This is a genomic window from Flammeovirga kamogawensis, from assembly GCF_018736065.1.
Classification (GTDB): Bacteria; Bacteroidota; Bacteroidia; order Cytophagales; family Flammeovirgaceae; genus Flammeovirga; species Flammeovirga kamogawensis.
This window is the reverse complement of the sequence record NZ_CP076130.1, coordinates 265485-284213: the sequence shown is the minus strand read 5'-3', so window position 1 is coordinate 284213 and position 18729 is coordinate 265485. Positions and strand designations below refer to the sequence as shown.

The window sequence follows — 18729 nt, the reverse complement described above, 5'->3', positions numbered from 1 at the left end:
AAACTATTTATAAAAATAAAAAACACCCTGCTAATAATGTATTAGCAGGGTGTTTTTATGTCGTCTTCTTAGATCAAAATCTCTCTTACCAAGCTATTTAATAATAACTTAGCGATAGATTTAGTTTATTGTTTTACAATTTTTAATTGCGTTGTGTATTGATCACTTTGGATATTGATAAAGTAAATTCCAGATTGATACATTGACATATCAATAACTGATTTACCTTGTCCTAATTCAAAAGTACCAATTACTTTTCCGTCTAAATTAAATACAACAACCTTTTGATTTAATTCAGGAAGGTCAATCGTTAACGAGTGAGTTACTGGGTTTGGATAATACGATACTATAACTTCATTCGCATCAATTGCGGTCACTTCTCCGTTATCATTATCTATATCATCTTCATCAGTATCATCGTCAGAATCATCAGGATTATCCGTGTCATCGTCATTATCTGAATCCTCGTCCGTATCGTCATTATCTGTATCATCATCTCCATCTGTGTCATCACCAGCAATAGCTGTAATCTCTATTGTTAAAGATGATTCAGATGTTTCTCCTTGATTATCTGTAGCAACTGCAGTAACTTCAAAAGTTCCCACTTCCTCTGCTAACCAAGATAATGAATAAGGCGCTGATGTAAATTCTCCCATTGATACATTATCAATAAAGTATTCTACCTTTTCGATTGTACCATCTGCATCTGTTGCATCTACATTAAGTATAATGCTTGTTCCTACTTCAAAAGAAGTGGCTTCTGATGCTGTAGTTAAAGCAACTGATGGCGATAGGTTTACGATTTCTTCATCTAAAGTGAACGTCATTTTACCTACGTTAAATTCACCTCCAATAAATACTACTCTTAATACGTGTTCACCTGCTGAAAGCTCTATGTCAGAAACTTTTTTACTTTCCCAACTATTCCATCCTGCAGTTGTACTTACATCAATATCACCTGTCACCTTGTAGCCATCTACTTCAAGATAAAATGGTCCTCTGCTTACTTGGTTGTCTGATGCATATCTAAACTCAAAAGAATACAATCCATTTGTGGCAACATCAACTGTATATCTTAACCATTCTCCAGGTGCAACCCATCCGATGGTCGCTCCTTCTTCATCACCTAAAACAGCATCTACAAATTCTCCTGTTCTGTAATCTCCTTCGTTATTTTCTGAAGTATCGAAATAAGTAACTCCTTGTCCATTTCCTAATTCAAATACATCATAATTTGCCGCTTCAATTACACCAGGAATAGCAGAAGCTGTTCCTCCATAAGGCGTTACTTTACCAACTGTTAAGTTTACAACTTCAGAAGTAGCAGTATTATCATTAATATCACTCACAATTGCTTTTAGTGCAACTGCTCCATTTACGTCTGTAGACCATAACAATGTATAAGGTGCTTCCGTTTCGATACCTATTGAAACATCATTAGCAAAAAATTCAACTTGCTTAATGGCATCATTTTCAGTTGCAGTAGTTACAGTAATAGCTACTTCCTTACCATAAATTAATACTTTATCATTTACTGGAGCTTGTATAGAAACTGACAACTCATTTGGTTCTGGGTCAACAACATCGTCATCATCACTATCATTACAACTTCCCACCTCAAAAGATTTTATATCTTCAATTGTGTTACGCTCTCCTCCTTCCGGATGAGAATAGGTATAATAGAAAGTAATTGTACTACCTTCTGCCGCTGTTAATTGGAAAGGCTCATTTGGCGTTGCATTGTGGCCTCCTTTATCTACACCATCTACAGAATAATAAAGAATTAAAACGCTACTTCCTGCACCACTAATTTGTGGTTGTAAGGTTAATGTAGGGTTCTCTAAATCTTCTGAGAAAAGGTAAGCAAAATCGCCATTAGCTGCCACACCTTCATAACAAGCTGAAGCCGAAGTTCCTTCAATATTAACTTCCATAGAAGTACCAACTTTATCATCATTATCAGTTGCTTGAGCCGTCAAGGAAACTTTTCCTTTCAACAAAGTCCATTCAACTTCATAAGGTGCTTCTGTTACTACTCCAATAGAATTACCATTTGCAAAGAATTCTACTTGTGCAACTGTACCGTCTTCATCATTAGCAGATGCAGTAATTGTAAGTGCTGTACCTTCTTTTATAAATGCTCCTTTTTCTGGAGAGGTAATCGCTACAGTAGGAATTGTGGTATCTACAACTATGTTTTCGCAAGATCCAACTATATAATGATTTGGATTTGCAGATGTATTTCTTTCTCCACCAGCTGGATGCGTATAGGTATAATAAAACGATATTGTGCTACCATTTGCTGCATTAACTTGGAATGGTTCTCCTGCTGTTGCAGAATAACCACCATAGCCACCTCCATTAACTGATAAGTATAAAATACATACTGGTGAACCCATTCCTGTTTGGTTTGGAATGAATGTTAAAGTAGGATTCTCTGCTGCATCAGAAAACTCAAAGTCATAATCTCCGTTTTCGCTAGTACCTCTACATGGAGGTGCATCTTCTGTAACAATACGAACAGATGGAGCGGTTGTAGATTTTCCATCATTATCTGTTGCTACTGCATGGATTGTATATTCTTTTGCTTCAGATGCAACCCAAACTACATTAAAAGGTGCTTCAGTTACAGTTCCTACAGGTTCATCATCAACAAAGAATTCAACTTGTGCAATAGTACCGTCTAAATCAGTGGCTGTAGCAGAAAGTGTTATATCTTTATTAATATAAAATGATGCTTGATCCATTGGTGCAGTTAAACTAACTGATGGAGCAATTGTTCCGTCTGTAGTAGCTACTAAAAGCAACTCATCTGTACTTGTGTATTCTCCATTACTTACTGTTAACTCCACTAAATATGTCCCCTCTACTAAAGCGTAGATCGTTGGCATTGCGCTTGATGCATCCGAAAATTCAATTACACTCGGGCCATATACTTGCGACCACGCATACGTCAGTGTTCCATTATCAGGATCTGTACTGTTTGATGCATCTAAAATGGTATCATCGCCAGATAAATCGATAATTAAATCGTCTCCTGCATCGGCCACTGGCTGACTGTATGGTAAATCTCCAGAAAGCTCAAAAGTTAAGCGACCTAAGTTGAAACCTCCATCACCAAAAGCTACTCTTAAAATGTGTTTTCCTGCTGACAATGGAACATTTTCTACAACACCTGTTGCCCATGTGCCCCATCCGCCAGTAGACGTTACCGAAATAGCATCGGCTACAACTTCGCCATCAGAAGAGATAGAGAAAGGTCCGCCTGTTGCATTATCAGAAGCGTATCTAAATGAAACAGTATATAAACCAGATGTTTCTACTTCTACGGTATATTCCATCCATTCTCCAGCTGCAGTCCATCCTACAGTGGCTCCTTCTGCTTCATCATACACATTGTCTACATATTCCTCTTTACGGAAGTCTCCTTCATTAAAAGCAGACTGATCACTATATGTTACACCCTGACCTAAACCTCCTTCGAAGGTATCGAAATTACCTGCTTCTAAAGCACCTGGAATTACAGTTGGCTCTCCTCCAAAAGGCACTTGCAAACCAACAATAACTGATACAATATTAGAAACACCAAACACATCTTCATTATAGATTTTTGAATAAAATTGATGCTCACCTGCAGCTAAATTTTCCGCTTTAAACGTATATGGTGATGAAGTCACTTCTCCTAAAAGTTGTCCTTTATCAAAGAATTCTACTTTTGTAGGAGAAGCCCCATCAACAGTTACTGTTAAATCAACAGCTCCATTTACAGCCGCCTGATCAAAACTGCTCACTAAAATACCTTCTATATCAACATCTCTGTTTGTTGCCGTAGAATTTGCGGGTACAGTTAGTTCGTATCCATCAGAAAAAGAAACCGTAATCTCTGTATCTCCATAATTATGAGCCACATACGTCATCTCTCCTTCTTTATTAAAAGCAACACCCATTGGGTAATCAGCAGTAATAGTTGCATCTACTTTACCCATTGCATTCATATTATGCAACCAGTAATAAGTTTGTGCATCTGCCACACCAAATTTCATTGCTCTTTCTGGATAGTCGTTATACAAATCAATTGCTTTAGCAGGATCTGTAAAAGATAAGTAGCTCCACATCACATCGTACCATAGATTTGGGTTATCTATTTTGTTCAATACATCTGTATTTACAGACATTTCATTCCATAATTTATCTACGTATTCCGTATTATGTCCTAAATACAATGCACCGCCATGAATTGGATACAATTCTATATTGTAAGAAGCAGCAATATCTGCTGTCCAGAATGTTCCATTATCATAACTATTTCCCCAAACCCTAGATACTACACTATAAGGTTGATCATCTTTAAAATTGCGCTCGTTCACATCGAACCAATATTCTTCGACAGCAGTTTGTTCTGTAGTGTATAAGTAAATACCTAAATCTCTAATTTCATCATTGCCTGTAACCGTTCCCCAGTGAATTAAAGCAGAGTGAAATTGCATACTTTCAGAAGTCGATTCTTGATCATTTCCTTGTGGGAAAGAGGCAAAACCATTGGCCCAACAGTGTCCTGCATACGGACTAAAACTTCTTAAATAAGGGAAGGTATCATCATCTCTATTAGGAGAAGAGGCATCTCTTACTAATAAGTTTATCATATCTCCGTATTGGTCTGCCCAACCTGGCTCATACTGTTCCATAAATGCAGCTGCATGAATAAAATACCCCCAATGGAAATGGTGATCATTTAAATTAGAATCTTGACCATGACCGGCAGGGTAACCTAATAATGCTGACCAATCTTCATTGTAATAAAACAAGAAAGCAACCTCACCTTCTTCGGCAGTTAACCAATCTTCTAAACGTTCTTTTACAGTTGCCACCAATTTATCTCTTGTCTCAGTATTGCCCGATAAATCTGCTATTCTTGCCGTTTGAATCAAGCGGTTCATTGCTTGTCCTTCATTGTAAGAATCCGTCCAAGAAGCTAACCCCTCGTTTTCTAAAGCCGTTACTTTATCATTTAAAGCTGATACATCAAATCCATCACTATAATTGCTTAAATAAGGAAGCGTTGGTAATATACCATGGAACGTATTTTCAACTACAAAAGAGGTTCCCTCAATCATCTTGAGTTCCCCTCTTACAGATGTGTAGTTAATAATTGATGGTTGTGTTGAAGTTGATGATAGATTAGCCCATTGATGTGGAAGTAACCCAATAAGCATATCTTCAGAAGATCCTTCTTTAATCTCCGTTTCTACAGAAAATGTTGTAGTTAGAACAGAAGTTGATTCATTATATTCCCAATTAGCGGTAGTATTAATAGGAAATACATAAGCATATTTTTGATAATTAATTGCTTCAGTGCTTACATCTGAAGTAGTTAAGGGCAACATTACCATTGACCAATAGTTTTCACCATTTAAAGTTGATGAGTAAGTTGTACCTTCTAAAGTCCACTCACTACCAACTGGCGCATAAACAACAAAGTCAGCACCTTCTCTTGCATTTTCAATAATAAGCACCTCATCTGCTACAGTTACAGTACCGTGGTTTACAGTTACCTGTGCAACATCTGCATCTAATTTATTGAAATAAACAAAAGGCATTCCTATACCAGAAGTGGCTTGAAAATGATGGGTATCATCATTCCAGTCCATTGTAACTGTCCAATCACTATGGTCTGCTACAGTTGTTCTTGATGCATTCAACCCGTCGACACCTACAACGATTGGTAATAAATCATCAAAAACACCCCAAGAGATGTAACTCATTACTAAACCGTCATTGGTTGTTTTCATTGCCAATGGGTAATTAAATAAATTCGATGCATGGTCACTTTGGATTAAAGTAGACCACCAATCGTTTGTAGGTACAGGGTTTCCTAAAGCATTTTCACTTAATTGTGGTGTACCTGATGGGTATGAATTTCTACCTGCTGCATCTGTACCTGGAAAAGTAGTTGTATAGCTTCCGCTACCTACTCCTGTAACTTGTGCAAAACTGGTAAATTGAATGGCTATTACAGACAAAATTGTCCATAGAAAAGCCATACTAGTCGTAGTTGTTTTTCTCATATTTAGTTAAGTAATAATTAGTCTGCTTTTTTAGAGAGACTGAAAGTTCAATAGTTATTGGTTTGCTTACTATGTTCGTGTGCACCTTCTATAGTTTGCTCATCAATTTCAATTCATAATTTTTATCTAGATAATAGCGATTTGCCTTTCGGCTAGCAACTTCTGAAAACAAACATATACCAACATTCATCAGGTTCAAAATTCACTAAAAAATCAATTTATCACTTAAAAAACAGTCGTTAAAATTCTAATCATCAATTACTTAACACCTTAAAGAGAATAGAATGGAATTGAAAATTATCCATTTAAAAAATATATATTTAACATAAAAAATGTCGAAAAATCCGACTTCTTAAAGAATTTCATTCATAAAATTTTTTCGTCAATAGAAATATTTATTAATTGGATACAGGTAGTCAAGAACAAATAATAAAGTGAAAATTTGGAAAGCTATCTAAACAACAATTATCGCAAAATAGACAGTTTATTATCCCCATTATCAATCTTTCTTAATCAATTTATCACTAACTATTTTAGAAAAATGCTCTTTAGAATTCTTCTATTCACATTACTTTTTTTTAGCATAAATGTAAATGGTAAAACACATCTACTCGACACTGTTTTTTTAAATACAACTAATATTGATCAGATTATTGAGAAGCAATCCATAGGTATTTTTGAAGATAACAGTAATTCATTTTCTTTAAATGAAATTTTATCTCTTCATAACCCTTTTAATGTGTACGCTGAAGATGACCATTTTTATATTATTCAAGATACTGCACAAACCTATTGGGTTAAAATGGCTTTTAGTGGAGAAAGGCTCTATCAAGGTCACCTACTCTTAGAAGTTTTAGATAGTCATATTGATTATTTTGAAGCGTACCAACAAATAGATAATAATGAAATAAATGCAGTAGCAAGAGGTGGTTACGATATCGAATTCAATAAAAGATTGTATTCGCATAAAAACATTGTTGTTCCCCTCCCTCCTGTTAATAAAAATAGCTCACTTACTATTTATCTAAAATACAAAACACGTTTTAAGAACATCTTTCTTTATAAAGTAAAAGACGATAAATCTTTTATTCGATATGCCAATGGAGAGTATATCTTACTTGGTGGTTTTTATGGTATGCTTTTCTTGCTTGCAATATATAACTTAATGCTGTTTGTTACTTTAAAAGAACGCTATCCTATCTACTTGTCATTTTTTGTAATTAGTAGCATGCTAGTTGGACTATCAGAAGATAATTTAGGTTTTCAATACATTTGGGGAGATACGCCTTACGTTAACTATGTAATAAAACAGATTACACCTGCTCTATTTATGACTTCTGTAGTTTTGTTCACCTCATCATTTTTAAAAATTAGACGAGATAATAGAAAAGTTTATGTAGTGATATGGATAAGTGTTCTGATAAATATTGGTTACTTAATTCTTTTCGGGGACTTTAATCATTTCTTATGGCAAGCACCTACCTACCTTATCCCTTTTTTGATTGTATTTGGTTATATGCTGTATTTAATAAAAACTAAAAAGTTTAAACAGAACTATTTTATTAGTGGATACAGTACTATAGTATTAGGGGTTATTTTCCTTGTTTTAAGAGGATATGGCCTCTATTTAGATAGTATAATTTATGTTTATGCCTTTAATATCGGACTTATAATCAATGTGTTTTTAATGACGTTGGGTCTTGTACAAAGTTTTAAAATGTATAAAGATGAGAAAGATGCTGCACAGCAAAAAATCATTTCAAATTTAAAGGAAAGAGAAAAAATTATTGAAACAAAAGTAATTGATAGAACACAAGAAGTTGAAAATCAGAAACAAATCATCTTTAGAAAAAACGAAGAACTAGAAGTTGTAAACAAAATGCTTACAGACCATAGACGTACTATTGAGAAGATGAACACTAAATTAACCATCGAAAACGAACAACTACATGATGATGTTTCTGAACTCTCTAATGCCCGTGTTTTATTAAAAGAGGTAAGCTTCGAAGAGTTTGAAGAATTATTTCCAGATGATATCTCATGTTATAAATACTTAGCTAAAATAAAATGGAACGATGTATTTGCATGTAAAAAATGTGGAAGTAATAATTATTCTAATGGACAAGGTCATGAAGCAAGAAGATGTAAAAAATGTAGTTATAATGAATCTGCTACAAACGGTACATTATTTCACCGTCTTCATTTCCCTATTAGAAATGCTTTTCTTCTGTTATTTATTGTATACGCAAACAAAGGGAATATTCCCTCTTCCAAACTCGCGGAAATGTTAAATATGCGCCCTAACACTTGTTGGAAATTCTACAATAAAGTAAAAGAAGCTATGAAAATGAAGTGTGAAGAATTGGGATCTGAAGACGAATTGTTAAAAAGAGGTTGGGAAGAATTGATCTTTATTTATCAGCAGAGTTAACCACAGAAGTTATTTAATTAGCAATTAATAGACAATCAGCACTTTACAAAAAAACAAAATCTAAATAAAAGTTAATGATTATGAGGTAGTTACATAAATATGTTAAATATCTAAGATGCAATATTTTGTTTTTTAGTATAAATATTTAAACTTTCGAAGTGCTATATATTTTTTAATTATTTTTAAACAAACTATTCGGATGAAGAATTTATTCACTTTCCTACTACTTAGCGTAATGGCTTTTTCTTTTGTTTCTTGTGGAGACGAAGACGAAGTTGCAGCATGTGACACTACTCAAATCATTGTTGATTTACAAGAAGAATTTGATGAATTCACTAACATTGATGATGAGGCATCTTGTGAAGACCAAAAAGCTGGTGCTCAAAAATTGGTAGATTTCTACAACAGCAACAAATCATGTATCAACGACGGTATTGATGCTGCATCTGATACTACTGAAGAAGCTGAAGAAGCTAAAGAACAAATTGATACTCAACTTCAAGTTCTTGAAGCTTTGTTATTATTCCCTTGTTCGTAAGTAGGAATTAATATTCTATATAATAAACCCTTGATAGTATAATTTAGTACTATCAAGGGTTTATTTTTTTGCCTGAACTTAATAAGAAAAGGCAGAAAGAATTTGCGAATTCATTCTAGAATAATAGTAATGCTTACTCCCTTCTTTTATACTTTTATTAATCACATAATCAATAAAAATAGACTTTTCGTTTTGTAACGATTCTCCCTCGATATCTAACTGCAGAGATGTTTTCGCATTCTCAGGAAATGATGAGAGCATCATCATTACATCATTTACATCTCCTTGCGATAAGTATATTTTTAAACTGTTTGCTAAATCTAAAATTTCACTCATCAACTTCTGAAAAATAAACATATAATCTTCGTTATTTCTTAATTGACCGAATGTTATACCATATGATGAGGTTAGAGCACTTATTGGAGACACAAATAAGAATTTTTTCCAAATCACTTCTTTTATGTTTCTAGTATAATTAGCATCAACGCCAAAATCTTTTAGTAGTTTCTCAAGCCAGTGATAATCTTGAGAGAGCGTTGTTCCAAAAAATACTTTGCCAAGTCCGCCCATATGAACCACCTGACCTGGTGCTACCTGATTGCTAATAATGTAAATACAGCCTTCGAGTATTTTACATACAGGATGAGGAATATAACCTGCAATAAGTTCTTTAGCATTTACCCCATTTATTAAAGGAAGCAGTAAGGTTTCTTCCTGCAAGCAAGGTAAATACCGTTTTATAGCCTCTTCTAATTGATATGATTTTGTAGCAATGATTAGTAAGTCGAGTTTACCAATTTCAGTAGGATCATCAGAAACAAGGTGTGGCCTTATCACCTTTTCTTTACTGTCTGATCTAAAAAGTAGCCCATTTTGTTTAATCGCTTTTTTAGTTGCTCCTCTACAAATAAATATCACTTCAATTTTATTTTGATATTTATTACCTGAAAGTAATTGGGCGCCAATAAAACCCCCAATACCACCGATTCCTAGAATTCCGATGCGCATTTTAATTAGTTTTTAAAGTAAGTTAGATGTACAATGTAATCGTTCAATTAATGATAAATAAAAGGTACTCATTGTTATAAATAGAGTAAACCTTTTAATTATCAATAAGTGAACATCTATTTAATTCATAGCTTGTGATTGATCTTTAAGGAGAGTAGCTAATTGAATGAGGTCATTCACTTCATAAGTTGGTTTTTCTACTAAAGGATAGAGTACTTTGCCTGGTCTAGCAATAAATGCAGTCTTTAGTCCTGCTTCTTGTGCTCCCGCAATATCCCAACCATGTGCCGCTACCATTAATGCTTCTTCTGGTTTTACTCCCGCTTGTTTAAGTGCCCATTTGTAGCTATCTAAATGAGGCTTATAAACTTTAATTGCTTCTATGCTTAACATTCCATCTAGATACGATGTCAAGTCCGCATTATCCATTTGTGTTTTTACACCTTCGAATGAAGAATTTGTAAGTGTAATTACTCTGTAGCCTTTGCTTTTTAAAATTCGTAATCCTTCTTTTACATCAGGGTGTGCTGGCAAAGATCTTAAAGGCGTTATGATTGCCTTTTTTGCATCTTCTTTAGTAAGATTTATATGGTGGCTTTCTGCTACCATCATTAATGTGGCAACTCCAATTGTTCCGAAGTGCTCATAACGATTAATATCACTTGCTACTAGAGAATAATGAAGCATTTTTGAGAACCATAAATCCAAAAGGTCACTTCTACCGTCTAATGCTTTTGCAACAGAGGTTCTCATGTTATTTAAGTCAAGAATAGTTTCGTTGACATCAAGAAAAATAACCTTGATTTGTGCTTCTTTTTTAATTTCTTCATTGGAAGAAAACGAAGAGGCTAAAAGAAATGTGATAATTAATAAAAATAAAGTTTTCATTTTTTTGCTGGTTTAGAGTACAATAAAATTGGATGTATATAAATTAGATTACCCCGTTAGAGGAAGTTTAACAGTTTTAAAATAAGAGTTTAATTAGATTGAGTGTTTGTTTAATTATTTTAATTGATCTATGTATTGGTTTACAGCTAAAAGGTAGTTATCAAAAATAACGTCATCTCTATACAGTTTTCTTAATCCACGAACACCTTCAAAAGAACTGATTAAAAATACTGCGACAGCATTACTGTTTACATCATTTTTTATCGTTCCTTTTTCTCTCTCAATATCAAGGGTTTTTACAAGAACTTTACGCCACTTATCAATAATTACTTTAAGTGCATTCCTATATACCTCTTCGTTCCCACTTATCTCGTTAATCAAGTTATTTGTAGGACACCCTTTCTCCTTTTCGTAAATTGAAAATTTTTTAATCCTAAGTGTAAAAATGTTTTTTAGTTTTTCAATAATATCACCTTCTTCATATAAAGGATCTATCATATTTTTTACAATACGTTGCTCCACAATTTCTGTAATAACTGCTTTGCCTATTTCTTCTTTATTTTTAAAATGATGATAAAAAGCTCCTTTTGTAAGGGCTGTCTCCTTCATTATTTGATTTATACTGATCAAATTAAAACCATCTCTATAGAATAATTTAAACGCGGTGTCTAAAATTAATTGTTTAGTGATTTCTGATTTTAATTTCTGTTCCATAATCGTAAATGTAGCAAATCAATAAAACATTCCAAACAGAATGTTTTACAACTTTATAGCATTAACTAATATTAACCAACACAAAAGAATAAACTATATGATTGAAACTAAACAATATAATGTATAACAATTTAAATAACCAAGGTGAATGTATATACTTACAATTAACATATTTTTTTGATTACACTATATTTAATAAGGTCCTTTCAATCTAAATAACTTTACAAATTAATATCATTAAAATGAGAAAATTACTCTTACTTATTTTGTTCATCCCATCCTTCTTATTTGCTCAAGAGGAGCAAGATAAAAAAGATGCTGCTGCTGCAAATGCAAATAACCCATTAGCAGATTTAAAAGCTTTTAATATTCAGTTTAACTATATGACAAACTTAACGGGGGTAGAAGGAACCAATATGGTTACCTCTTTTAGGTATGCACAACCTGTAGGTAGAATACTATTTAGAGCAACATTACCAACCTTAACAGCCAACCGCCCAGCACAAAACACTTCGATTACTGGAGTTGGCGATTTTAATTTATTTGCTACTTATCTTGCTACAGAATCATCGTCGCCTGTACAATTTGGTGCTGGGCCAATGGTTTTTGCACCCACATCTACAGGGGTAGCTACTTCTTCTAATAATGGCTTTATTACCAATGATTACGATGTAAGTATTGGTGCAAATAATTGGCAAGTAGGTGCTGCTGTTATCTTATTTGTAGCGAAATCTAAACAGTTTCAATGGGGTGGCTTAATTACATGGACTGCTGGTGTTGGTGAAGATTCTAAACTTAAAGATGCCAATGGTGATGCCATGAAAGCAGATGAAAACATGGCTGCAATACAACCTTTCTACTTTTTCCAACTCGGAAAAGGAAATTACTTAAGAGGTGCTCCAATATGGACAATGGATTTTACGAATAGCAATTATAATTTCCCTATTGGTATTGGTGCAGGTAAAGTATTTAAAGTCGGCTCTACTGTTTTTAACCTATTCTTAGAGCCTCAATACTCTGTTTATTCTCAAGGAACTGGACAAGGGAATTTCCAATTGTTTAGCTCTATCAATATGCAATTTTATGGAGGAAAATAATTGAGTTCACTCAAAAAAATAATCAAAGCTGCCTCTAAAAAAAAGGCAGCTTTTTTCACATAAGAAAACCCTTCACATTATGCATGTAGAAGGGAGATCTCATATAGCATCTATATGAATTGGGTATAAATTAATATTGTATATTACCTATTAAATGTCAATAATTTTCGTTGTACTCTAGCTTCTAAAGAAGTGTCAGAATCAAACATTACAATGGATAAAGATTTCTCATAACTTTCTATTGCTTTTTCATTGTTACCTAGGTGTAAATAATAATCTCCTAATACTTCATAGGCCAATGCATTTTCTTCTATTTCGTTAGACGTATCAATCCACTCTTTCGCTGTCTCTAAATCTGTATTCCAATTCACTATAATTTGAGCAGACTTTGCATAAATTTCATAATCATCTTCCGCTGCATGTGTAAGTGCTTCAGATAATTCTTGTGTACTTTTTGATAAAGGCTTATCGTCTTCTAATATTTTTGCTTGTGTAATGGATAAACTTGCACACAAAATCGAAATGGTTATAAGTAACTTTTTCATAATTCTATTTTTTTGTAATACTTTTATTCTGTTCTCATTTACTAATAACAGCCACTTCAAAATGTCACCACCATCAATTGATTTTTTTTTACCATTATCAATAACAATGTGTAAAAGGAGGACTCCTATTCGATAATTGAAAATTTTTCTTTTTTCAATCCAAAAAATAGACTAATTTGTATTCGAATTAAGCAATCTGAATAATAACCTTCAGTAAAAACAAATTAAAGATCCTGACTTACTTTTATACAATGGAAATTGATATTCAAAACACAGATAATATTACTGTTATTAATGTAAATGGCTACTTAGATGCAAACACATCCCCAGTTTTAGATCAGAAAATAGCAGATCTTGTAGCAGATGGGAATGCAAATATTCTATTAAATTTAAAAGATGTTGGCTATATGAGTAGCTCTGGATTACGTGTTTTCTTAAATGCTTCTAAGGCTGTTAGACCTTTAAAAGGCAAATTTAAGGTATGCGAAGTAACACCAGACGTTATGGAAGTCATTAAAATGACGGGTTTCGATATTATTGTTGATGTGATCGAAACATATGATGCTGCAGTAAGCAGTTATTAATTATAAATGGTAGAAGCGATAAGATTACTTATCGCTTCTACTAAGTAACTCTACGCTACTAATTCCTCTTTTCTTTTATCATTTTTTTGATACTCTCCGTTTACCCAATTACTAAGCAATTCTGAAAATGCTTCATGTTGATCTTGGTACGAAAAGTGACCACAGTTTTCAATAATATGTAATGTACTGTTCTTCATTCTTTTGCTAATCCTCTCCCCATTATCATACGGTAAAATCTGATCATTATCTCCCCAGAATAAGAGGGTTGGTACTTCTATTTTTTCTAACAACGGGTTAACTGTAGCTAAGCTTTCAGGATATTTTCTGAACCACTCAATAGAAAGTTTTAATCTACCATCATATGATTTTATATAATCCGATAACTCATACGCATTCGGTACATAATTCACATAACCTATTCGGTTACCTACTTCTACAAATGCCCCTGCACCTACAAAATTACCTATCAAAAACTGCCAAAAATTAGAAAAACCAAGTTTTTCAATAATAGAACCGTTCGTAGAAGGATCGATAGCTGGACCATCTCCTACAATTAAGCTCTTTACATCGTTTTTAAACATTCCTGTATAATAAATTGCTGTTGGCATTCCAATATCTGGGGCCATAATATGAGGTGCTTCTATTTCAAATGTCTCTATAAATTCTTTTAGAAACTCTCCTTGTGCTTTAAAGTTCATGAACTCCATACCTCCTGTACTTCTTCCAAAACCGGGAAGATCATAAGCATACACATTAAACTGTGCTGTTACTTGTTTCCAAATTGGAGAATAGGCTATAATACTTTGTGGAAGTGGAGAAAGCATTATTAATGTTTCTTTTCCTGGATTATGATAATGTGCATATCTAATTTTTTCTCCTTTAATTTCAACATAATTTGTATCTATAATTGTTGGTTCTGCAATACTAGGAGTATTTTTATTATAATTATTTTTTCTTCTAATCTGTTCTAACTGATTATATTCTCGTGTAAATGTCATTAAAAATGAAGCATAAAAACGGTCTAATACTGATCTTTTTCTAAGTGTTGAATTATTTTCTTTTACAGCAGTCATAGTTATATAATTTTAATTGTATTTCAATTTATTTTATGATCAATACGCTATAACAATTGAAGAAATAATTAGCGTATTGATCATTATATTTTAAAAAATGATTTATTCTCCTGAACCATCATTTCCATAGTCTCCGTCTACACCTGGAGTATTCCCATAATCTGGATCTAAAGGTGTTGTTGGGTTTTCATATCCTGGGTCAACAGCTTCTGGTTGAGGTTCAGAACTATCGTCACTACAAGAAAATAATACAATTGATAATAACGCTGTGATTAATAACTTTTTCATAACTTCTATAATTTTATTGTTTTGATTTTTAATACATTACAAATATCGTAGTTCCTATTTCTAATAAGTTGAATAAAAAACTGCAATAGTTGAATTTTTTATTTCATGGCCTTAAAAGGGCTCCAACTATCATCTACTTCTACAATGCCTTTCTCTTTAGCATACTCATAATAAATATCTACCATCTGGTATAATCGTTCTGCTTGCATATTTTCTAATGGGATTGTTTCCGAAGGGTCTTTAACTACATTGTATAAATGCCATTCCCCATCTCCAAACATACCAGTTCTTACTTTTATTGCTTTATAATCTCCCATCATGATATAGCTGTTCCCGAATAATTCAAAAGCATACCATTCTTCTTCTGTTCGTACTTTGTCCGTAGTCCCATCCATAAACGGTTTTATACTTTTTCCTGACGGAGGAGTAATTTCTCTGCCTTTATAATCTGTAGTAGGATGCTTAATTCCAGCATATTCTAAAATTGTCATAGGAATATCCTTTACACATACCACAGCATTTGATGTTGAACCAGCTTTACTATATTCTCCATTAAATGCACCTGGAGGAACAATCATCATAGGTACTCTAATACCACCTTCACCTATAAACCATTTCCACCATTGTAAACCTCCTGTTGCTGCATTTGCCCAAGAAACACCTAACATTTGAAAAGAATTTTCTGTGCCAACAGCTTCTAATGATTGATCAAAATTTGTGCTTATCCAATTTGCAAACATCTCATTCCCTACATAAGGGCTTTTCGGATCTGCTCCTTCAGGGCCATTATCTGTTAAATAAACAATCAATGTATTGTCTAATTCTCCTGTTGATTTTAAATGGTCTATAATCTGCCCAATACGTTGGTCTTGATCTTCTATCATCGCTGCATAAGTAGCCATAATTTTTGCTTGTATTTTTTTCTCTTCCTCTGTTAAATCAGACCATCTTGTTGTTAAATTATTACTAGGTGCTCTATTGGCAGAATGAGATAATAAACCTCTATCTTTTAATGCTTTATATCTTTCTTCTTTTAACCCTTCGTAACCCATTTTATAATAATAATCGTAATATTTATCAATCAGTTCTGCAGGTGCTTGAACAGGAAAATGAGCTGTTGTAAATGCTACATAAGCAAACCAAGGTTTGTCTGTATTTGCATCTTCTTTCATAAAATTTAATAGATGCTCAGTATAGAGTTCTCCAGAATAAATACCATTTGGTCTATCATAAGGTGCTCCATTTAAAAACCATGGCTCCGGACCTACTTTAGGCATTTTGCCCTCGACAATTAACTTCTTGTTTTCTGGTGAGCTAACATCTGGTGTCATCTCCCTATCATTCCAATGGTTAGACCCTCCAGATAGGATACCAAAGCTTTTTGTAAAACCCCAATTCATTGGTCTATCTCCTTTATCTCCATCACCTAGATGCCATTTACCTGTTTTGTAAACATTGTACCCTTCATCTCTAAAAAGTTCAGAAATAGCAACAGTGTTTCGTGTTAAATACCCTTCATAACCAGGTTTCCCTTCACTCTCTGGGTAGACTGCATAATCAAAAGTGCCTAGTCCTATTTCGTGACTATTATTTCCAGTTAATAACATACCTCTTGTAACAGAACATACTGGAGATGCATGGAAATTTGAAAATTGAACCCCATGTTCTGAAAGTTTACTCATAGTTGGTGTGTTTATTTCTGAGCCATAAGAAGCCAAGTCTCCAAACCCTATATCATCTCCTACTATTAATAAAATATTAGGTTTCTTTTTTTGAACAGCAGATTTTGTTTTTGTATTACATGATGTAAATAACACCATAATTGCCATTAAAATTGTTATACTATTTTTCATGATTTCTATAAGTTTATAAATAGTTTTTGTAAAAAGGTTAGTGAAAAACATCTCAAGAAAATCTTGAGATGTTTAAGAAAAATACATATTAACTAATCCTACCTAATGTCTTATATTGTTGAATAAAATAAACTAAAAAGCCAATAACTTGAAGTGTATCCGCTATCATAACCGGAATAAAATTCACACCAAATTCTGGGGCTGTCATCATTAACCAAGCACCACCAGAAACCATATATATTTTTTCTAAAATTGCATAAATTAATGTTGTTTTACGCAATGCTATATTTGAAGCAGACAGGTAAATTAATATACCAATACCTACTATCATTATACCCCAATGCCCAACTACTGGTACTAATGCAGGTAAATCTGTAAGGTCTATTTTTAATGTAATTAATGTTCCTTTAATTGGAGCTAACATAGATGGTAATGGCCCTAATAATGTAACTATACCGGCAACTCGTAAGAATATTTTCCAAAATTTAGAATTCATAATATTATTTTTTTTAGATTGAATTAATAAAGTAACCTTCTGATTACCGAACAATTACAAAGGTATTGTATAACCTCTAACTTTAGTTGAACAAAAAAAGACAATAGTTGAATCTTTTATTTTTTACTGATATGAAAAACGAAATCGCTTCTTTTGAAGAACATAAAACCACATTAGAAAGAATCTTTAAAGGAAAATTAAAAGATGACACATTACTCCTATTAGAAAAAGGAGAACTCTACTTTCATTACCTATTTGATGGTTTAAACAGTATTGTATTTAATATTGATGAGATGAAAGAAAATGGAAAAGAGACACTTGTGTTTTCAGAAAAATACAATGTTGATTTTATCATCATTTTCTTTACTAAAGGCCTTCTGTTTAAAACCGATGAACAAGAATATAAGATTAATAATAGTCAAGGTTTTCTAGTAATGAATGCCGATTTTGATATTGATATCAACTTTAATGAAGAAGAACAAAAATCGCATCACATCACTTTTCTATGTTCCAAAGAAATAATTAAAGAGAAAAGCCCTGCCTTATATTCATCTTTTTTTAAAAATTTAAACTTCAAGTTTTTTGATGAGCACCACGACTTAAGCATGACAAGAAGTACCATTCATCAAACCTTTAATTACTTAAGTTCTTTTAAATATGATACACAGCAACATTTATTAAAATCGTTATTTTATATAGCTTTAGAATATATTGAAAGGCAGAATAACCCTTTATTATCACAACAAATGGCAGCACTACCAAAAGAAATGTTGCCTATTATAATCAGTGTTCAAAACCATATTATAGAAAACATAGATCAAAAGTTTAATTCCGAAGAATTATCAGAATTATATGGGATAACCACTGCCGATCTAGATGTGAATTTTCCTATAATTTTTGGTTGTAGTATAAATCAATACTATCAAAAACATAGAGTGTATAGGGGGCGTGATTTATTAGTATCCAAAGAAATGGGCCCTAAGGAAATTGCTTATCATCTTGGCTTTTCAGATTTACCTCATTTTTCTAGAAGTTTCAAGAAAGAATTTGGAAGTTCACCTAGAGAGTATTTGAAATCTCATTCAAAAAAATAAGGGCAAGTAGAACGAATCAATTCCTTCTACTTACCCTATTTTAGTATAATTTTAT

Annotated in this window: 14 protein-coding genes; 5 read left to right on the top strand and 9 right to left on the bottom strand. The window is 32.9% G+C overall.

All coding sequences use genetic code 11. The features are described 5' to 3' along the window. Nucleotides 1-125: 125 nt before the first annotated feature. Nucleotides 126-6065 carry an Ig-like domain-containing protein gene (locus tag KM029_RS25405; protein WP_144077214.1) on the bottom strand — a complete coding sequence of 1980 codons (5940 nt, stop codon included), beginning with the start codon at nucleotides 6063-6065 and terminating at the stop codon, nucleotides 126-128. 541 nt (nucleotides 6066-6606) lie between these two features. On the opposite strand from KM029_RS25405, the gene KM029_RS25400 reads away from it, so the two are divergent. Continuing rightward, nucleotides 6607-8496, top strand: coding sequence for a 7TM diverse intracellular signaling domain-containing protein (locus tag KM029_RS25400; RefSeq protein WP_144077213.1), 1890 nt, complete (start codon nucleotides 6607-6609; stop codon nucleotides 8494-8496). 199 nt (nucleotides 8497-8695) lie between these two features. Next, on the top strand, nucleotides 8696-9034 hold the full coding sequence (locus KM029_RS25395) for a hypothetical protein (RefSeq protein WP_144077212.1): 339 nt from the start codon (nucleotides 8696-8698) through the stop codon (nucleotides 9032-9034). Between the two features lie 78 nt (nucleotides 9035-9112). On the opposite strand, the gene KM029_RS25390 is transcribed toward KM029_RS25395, so the two are convergent. The 3 genes from KM029_RS25390 to KM029_RS25380 form a co-directional block, all read right to left on the bottom strand. After that, complete coding sequence (locus tag KM029_RS25390) at nucleotides 9113-10042, bottom strand: ketopantoate reductase family protein (RefSeq protein ID WP_144077211.1); 930 nt, start codon at nucleotides 10040-10042, stop codon at nucleotides 9113-9115. 120 nt (nucleotides 10043-10162) lie between these two features. Continuing rightward, nucleotides 10163-10930 carry a haloacid dehalogenase type II gene (locus KM029_RS25385; RefSeq protein WP_144077210.1) on the bottom strand — a complete coding sequence of 256 codons (768 nt, stop codon included), beginning with the start codon at nucleotides 10928-10930 and terminating at the stop codon, nucleotides 10163-10165. Nucleotides 10931-11044: 114 nt separating this feature from the next. Further along, nucleotides 11045-11644 carry a TetR/AcrR family transcriptional regulator gene (locus KM029_RS25380; protein ID WP_144077209.1) on the bottom strand — a complete coding sequence of 200 codons (600 nt, stop codon included), beginning with the start codon at nucleotides 11642-11644 and terminating at the stop codon, nucleotides 11045-11047. A gap of 242 nt (nucleotides 11645-11886) precedes the next feature. Here KM029_RS25380 and KM029_RS25375 point away from each other — a divergent pair, with 242 nt between their 5' ends. Continuing rightward, nucleotides 11887-12741, top strand: a complete 855-nt coding sequence (locus KM029_RS25375) for a hypothetical protein (protein ID WP_144077208.1) — start codon at nucleotides 11887-11889, stop codon at nucleotides 12739-12741. Between the two features lie 143 nt (nucleotides 12742-12884). Here KM029_RS25375 and KM029_RS25370 read toward each other — a convergent pair whose 3' ends face one another. After that, a complete protein-coding gene (locus tag KM029_RS25370) occupies nucleotides 12885-13286 on the bottom strand; it encodes a hypothetical protein (protein WP_144077207.1) in 402 nt (133 codons plus the stop codon). A gap of 251 nt (nucleotides 13287-13537) precedes the next feature. Between KM029_RS25370 and KM029_RS25365 the strand changes: the two genes are divergently transcribed. Then, the gene (locus tag KM029_RS25365; RefSeq protein ID WP_144077206.1) at nucleotides 13538-13870 is read left to right on the top strand and encodes an STAS domain-containing protein; all 333 of its coding nucleotides are present in this window, start codon (nucleotides 13538-13540) and stop codon (nucleotides 13868-13870) included. A 50-nt stretch (nucleotides 13871-13920) separates the two neighbouring features. Here the strand turns inward: KM029_RS25365 and KM029_RS25360 are convergent, their stop codons facing one another. From KM029_RS25360 to KM029_RS25345, 4 genes are all read right to left on the bottom strand, one after another. Beyond that, complete coding sequence (locus KM029_RS25360) at nucleotides 13921-14943, bottom strand: alpha/beta fold hydrolase (RefSeq protein WP_144077205.1); 1023 nt, start codon at nucleotides 14941-14943, stop codon at nucleotides 13921-13923. 102 nt (nucleotides 14944-15045) lie between these two features. Then, nucleotides 15046-15231, bottom strand: coding sequence for a hypothetical protein (locus KM029_RS25355; protein ID WP_144077204.1), 186 nt, complete (start codon nucleotides 15229-15231; stop codon nucleotides 15046-15048). Between the two features lie 98 nt (nucleotides 15232-15329). After that, a complete protein-coding gene (locus KM029_RS25350) occupies nucleotides 15330-17084 on the bottom strand; it encodes an arylsulfatase (protein ID WP_158631267.1) in 1755 nt (584 codons plus the stop codon). A gap of 88 nt (nucleotides 17085-17172) precedes the next feature. Next, entirely contained in the window at nucleotides 17173-17580 is a 408-nt protein-coding gene (locus KM029_RS25345; RefSeq protein ID WP_144077202.1) for a hypothetical protein, read from the bottom strand. Between the two features lie 131 nt (nucleotides 17581-17711). Here KM029_RS25345 and KM029_RS25340 point away from each other — a divergent pair, with 131 nt between their 5' ends. Next, complete coding sequence (locus KM029_RS25340; RefSeq protein ID WP_144077201.1) at nucleotides 17712-18674, top strand: helix-turn-helix domain-containing protein; 963 nt, start codon at nucleotides 17712-17714, stop codon at nucleotides 18672-18674. Nucleotides 18675-18729: the final 55 nt, after the last annotated feature.